Origin of the sequence: Actinoplanes palleronii (genome assembly GCF_016862315.1) — a bacterium.
Classification (GTDB): Bacteria; Actinomycetota; Actinomycetes; order Mycobacteriales; family Micromonosporaceae; genus Actinoplanes; species Actinoplanes palleronii.
The window spans coordinates 1-4201 of the sequence record NZ_BOMS01000207.1 but is presented as its reverse complement, the minus strand read 5'-3'; the positions used below and the strand labels follow the sequence as shown (position 1 = coordinate 4201).

6 protein-coding genes are annotated in these 4201 nt (G+C 63.9%); 3 read left to right on the top strand and 3 right to left on the bottom strand.

Going from position 1 to position 4201, the window contains the following annotated elements; all coding sequences use genetic code 11:
* Positions 1-64: 64 nt before the first annotated feature.
* Positions 65-601, bottom strand: a complete 537-nt coding sequence (locus Apa02nite_RS50590) for an O-acetyl-ADP-ribose deacetylase (RefSeq protein WP_203831557.1) — start codon at positions 599-601, stop codon at positions 65-67.
* Between the two features lie 220 nt (positions 602-821).
* On the opposite strand from Apa02nite_RS50590, the gene Apa02nite_RS50585 reads away from it, so the two are divergent.
* Positions 822-1103, top strand: a complete 282-nt coding sequence (locus tag Apa02nite_RS50585) for a hypothetical protein (RefSeq protein ID WP_203831556.1) — start codon at positions 822-824, stop codon at positions 1101-1103.
* Between the two features lie 102 nt (positions 1104-1205).
* Here the strand turns inward: Apa02nite_RS50585 and Apa02nite_RS50580 are convergent, their stop codons facing one another.
* Positions 1206-1601, bottom strand: a complete 396-nt coding sequence (locus tag Apa02nite_RS50580; protein WP_203831555.1) for a hypothetical protein — start codon at positions 1599-1601, stop codon at positions 1206-1208.
* A gap of 272 nt (positions 1602-1873) precedes the next feature.
* Positions 1874-2071, bottom strand: coding sequence for a hypothetical protein (locus tag Apa02nite_RS50575; protein WP_203831554.1), 198 nt, complete (start codon positions 2069-2071; stop codon positions 1874-1876).
* A gap of 273 nt (positions 2072-2344) precedes the next feature.
* Here Apa02nite_RS50575 and Apa02nite_RS50570 point away from each other — a divergent pair, with 273 nt between their 5' ends.
* Together Apa02nite_RS50570 and Apa02nite_RS50565 are read left to right on the top strand one after the other, a co-directional pair.
* Positions 2345-3712 carry a DUF6461 domain-containing protein gene (locus tag Apa02nite_RS50570; protein WP_203831553.1) on the top strand — a complete coding sequence of 456 codons (1368 nt, stop codon included), beginning with the start codon at positions 2345-2347 and terminating at the stop codon, positions 3710-3712.
* A gap of 97 nt (positions 3713-3809) precedes the next feature.
* Positions 3810-3968: a hypothetical protein gene (locus Apa02nite_RS50565; RefSeq protein ID WP_203831552.1), complete on the top strand. Its 159-nt coding sequence runs from the start codon at positions 3810-3812 to the stop codon at positions 3966-3968.
* The last annotated feature ends 233 nt before the right edge of the window (positions 3969-4201 follow it).

The window sequence follows — 4201 nt, the reverse complement described above, 5'->3', positions numbered from 1 at the left end:
GTCACGCGGTGTGACGGTAGCGTTGACCACCTCGCGCACGATCGGCGGCAAATGCCGGGTGGGTCTACAACCGGGCAACGCCACCATGTGAGCCGCTTTCCTCCTGAAGCGCCGCCGTGAGCAGGTTCCGGGTCTGTTCCTCGAATGCGACGAGAAAGATCTGCTGGACGGTGGTGGGTGTCGAGCGCAGGGTGTTCACCGCGATGCGAGCGGCGTCGTCCGGCGGGAAGCCGTAGACACCGGTGGCGATGGCGGGGAACGCCACTGACCGAGCCTGCAGCTGGTCAGCTACCTGCAGGCTGCGCCGGTAGCAGGCAGCCAACACGTCCGCCTCGCCGTAGCCGCCTCCCTCCCAGACGGGGCCGACTGTATGGATGACGTTGCGTACCGGCGGGTTCAGCTCGAATGCCGGGGTCGCCTTGGCATCGCCCGGATCGCAGGGGGCGATGGCCGCGCCGGCGTGTGCCAATTGCGGACCTGCGGCCCGGTGGATAGCGCCGTCTACTCCGCCGCCACCGAGCAACGACTCGTTGGCGGCGGTCACGATGGCGTCTACCTGCTGGCACGTAATGTCGCCAAGAACCACTTCGATCGTTGCCATGACCGATAGTCGCACTTGCTGCGCACAGCGCTCGTGCTGGGTCCATTCCAATGCCCGATGCCCGCTTCTCGGCATGTCTGCGCAAGGCCTGGCCAAGTGGCTATCACGCCGGTGCGACGGTAGCTTGACCACCTCGCGCACGATCGGCGGCAGAAGCAGATGCCGGTCGGCCAGTGAAACGGTCGTCAACCTCTGACACCGGTTCGCTAGCCTCGGACGCGTGATGGATGATGACCTGGCCGATGTTCGCGCCTCGGTCAGCGTGCTGTGGGAGACGTTCGGTCGCTGCGCCGACTTCATGATCCGTGCCGACGCGGCCGACCTCGAACACTGCCGAGTGATCTGCGAGGCGCTGCGCGCGATGCCGACCGTCGATGACCGCGTTCTGTTCCTTGTGGGGCAGTTGGAGACCCGCGTCTGTGACCAGGATCCGTCATGGAGCGACGTGGGCGCTATCGCACTAATGCTCGGCGACCTTGATGCCGCCCTCCGGCCAGCCTGACTGAGAGTTACTGGCATTCGGCCTGACCGCACCTTATCGGCGGCAGAAGAGTGGATGTTCCCTTATCTGTGGATCACGATTCTGGCACAGTTCCCGTTGGCCCTAACTCTCCCTCACTATGACTAGATCAATTTCTGCTGGGTTATTCCCAGCGTCTCCGTTGATCTGAATTCGATAGCGACCTGACGGAACGCAAACCTGGAAAAACTTCTCTCGCAGAACATCGCTCACTCTAATCTGGCCCGAAGGAATGGATATGTGCGTCACGCCGAGCTCAATGGATCCGTGCTTTCCCCACTCGTCGGCGCCGGCCCAGAGCCGTACTTCAACGTCTCCGTCGCTGCCGTGCTGTACTAGAACGATAGTAGCCGTTTCGCTGCTCACAAAGGCCAGCTGCTTTCCCTCGGCGTCCTCTGGGAGTGCGTCAGGAAGCCCGTTATCCTCGTCGTGGCTGAAATCGGTTATGTACACCAGGCCCCACCCGAGGTCCTGACGCATACTGGCTAACTGCATGCCACACCCATCTCTCCACGCTGCTGAATATGCACGGAGCGTACTAACGGTAGGTTGATGGCGCGCACTCTCATCGGCATGATAGTGAAAATGGTGCTCGGCGTAGGTGAATCGTCCGCTTGTGTGACCTCGGGGTCCTTGCTCGTGGGGAGCGCGTTGGGAGCACGGAGCTGACCAGACTTCGTCGTTGGGCTCGGCTGAGGTGCCGGCGGGGAATGGGAGCGACCCGTTCTCGCCGGCCATGATGTTTGCCCTGTTCAGAGGCCATCCTCGGCAGCAGCGGTGGGGAGCGCCGCCACGATGAAATCGGGCTGTTCAGGGTCGGCGGTGCGGCGCTGCTCCAAAACCACGATCGGACGGGGAGCAAGCGGGGTTGAAACCAGCAGCGCCGAACGGCGTTCAGCGGCGCCGGGCACCAGGTGTTGAGCCACGCGCTCAACGAGTGCGCGAGCCATCCGGAAACCCGGCCTGGTATCGGCTCAAAAGTAGCCTTGACCCACCTTCAGGTGATCTCTCACATCAGGGTGCTCGCGGACCGGAACTGATCCCTCTTGGATCATTCCTTGGCAGGACACGGTGCGCTGAGCAGCATGTCGGCGGAAGATCAAATCGACCCATGTGACTGCATCTGCCCACCCGAAGGTGCGGCGTGTGCGAAGGCTTACCGTGTCTCAGTCGTTTCTATTCGTAACCGGCCGACGCGGGCCCTCGGTCTGTGGCGGTCACTGGTGGGCCGGATCGGCCGTTTCTACACGGTCGGTGAACGGCTGGGGCAGGGTGGATCAGTGGTACCAGCAGCCGAGGACTACTCGTGGCTCGTTGAGACTCAAACGCTCGGTTTCAGCTTCAATCTGGCTCTGGTGCGTGGGCTCGCACCGGACGACGTCATCGCTCAACTGGGCGGCCCGGACCCGGTGGACATCACGGGAACGGCGTTGCTGGAACCGGCCGCCGGCCTGGGGATTTCGCTGCCGGACCCAGATACCTTCGACGCCACCCTGACAACAGGGCTGACGTTCGTCGCGGCCGCTCGCGTCGGCTCCTGGACGCTGATCGTAGAGCCGCTCGGGTCTCTGTGCGCCACCCCGGCCGTCGCCCGGGTGCTGTCGACCCGCGGTGAGATGGTCTGCTTCGACTACCACGAACACGCCACTTCCCACCTTTACTGGTCGCGTGACGGCGACATGCTGGTCGTACTCAATCCCGAATCCCCGGGGTTACGGGAGGGCAGCAGTCCGGATCAGCTCAACGACACGCTCACCGAACTCGGCTTCACGGTGGAACGAAGCGATGACGTGCCGTATGACCGCCTGTACGGGCAGCGGACACTGGCGCTGATGGAATGCTTGACCGGCGTGCGGATCACGCCCGAACTGTTGGACAGCACGGCTTACCGATGTGCCGCCGTTCCCGGGCCAGGAAGCTGGGGCTCAGGCACGCTCGATCCGTCGGCGGCCGGGCCGTTTCTGCTCGAGGTGCGGGAACTGCTGGCGGATTACGCCGACGACCCAGCGGACCACAACAACCCGGACCATTCCGCATGGTCCGAGATGGGCGTCACCGACAAACGAGTCAGAGCGACCGGGCACTACGGCCTCCAACTGTTCACCGCGGATCCCGCATTCCTGCGGGCGGTCGCTCACGCTTCGCCCGAATTGCACCACCGATTGATCCGATGGCTCCGTGACCAGCCCTTCGCGGAGGCCGGGATCTTGAACGAACCTTGGTTCGCACCTGTCCGGAACGCCCTGCACCGCGGCGCTCCGATCCCCAAGGCGGAACTACGAAAGGCCGAACAGCACCTCGACTCGTCGAGCCCGGACGATCGCCGTGAGGCCCCCGGCCGGCGGGCCTTCCGGTCGATTCGATTCCAGCCCGGCAGGAGCATCGACCCGGGCGCGGTGACCTGCATCCTGATGTCCCAGTTGGCGGGGTTCCGCGACACCGGTATCGCCGAGATCGTACCCGCCGTTTGGCAGGCATTTCCGGAGCTCGCCGACGTCGAGATCCCCGAGCAACCACCGGAACGGGACCGGGCGCGCCGCTGGCGCGAGACCCGCGAGCGCGTACGCGAGCAGCAGCGAAACGAGACGTAGGCAGCCGACTGGGGCCGCCGAGGCCCCGGCAACGATCGGCTGCGACAGGCCGCCATACGCGCACGGCCGCTGGCCAGGGTCGATCGGGATCGATCAATTGCAGATCCAGAATGCTATCAACGCGACCTCGACGCGAGGCGGTGGAAACATCGAACCGGCATTGCGCGAATTGTCCGACGCCGTCGAGACCTCCGGCAGTCCGGAGGCGCGTGATAGCTTCGATACCCTAACTGAGGAGCTTGCCAACCTGAATTGAATCGTAATCGCGTTCGAATCTGGCTGGACGCCATCCCTTCGGCAATTCCTGACGTTGCGCAGGTAGCGACTGCGGCAGCAGCCATAGCAAGCGCTTTAAATTGATAGCCGCATATGACCGAATTAAAATCGACAAGCCGGCGCCGGCCCCGACAGTCTGGGACCGTCCGCGATACGAGGCACCTACCCTGTTCAGATGCCAGGCAGCGGTGCACCCTCGTGCGGGTCCCTCCC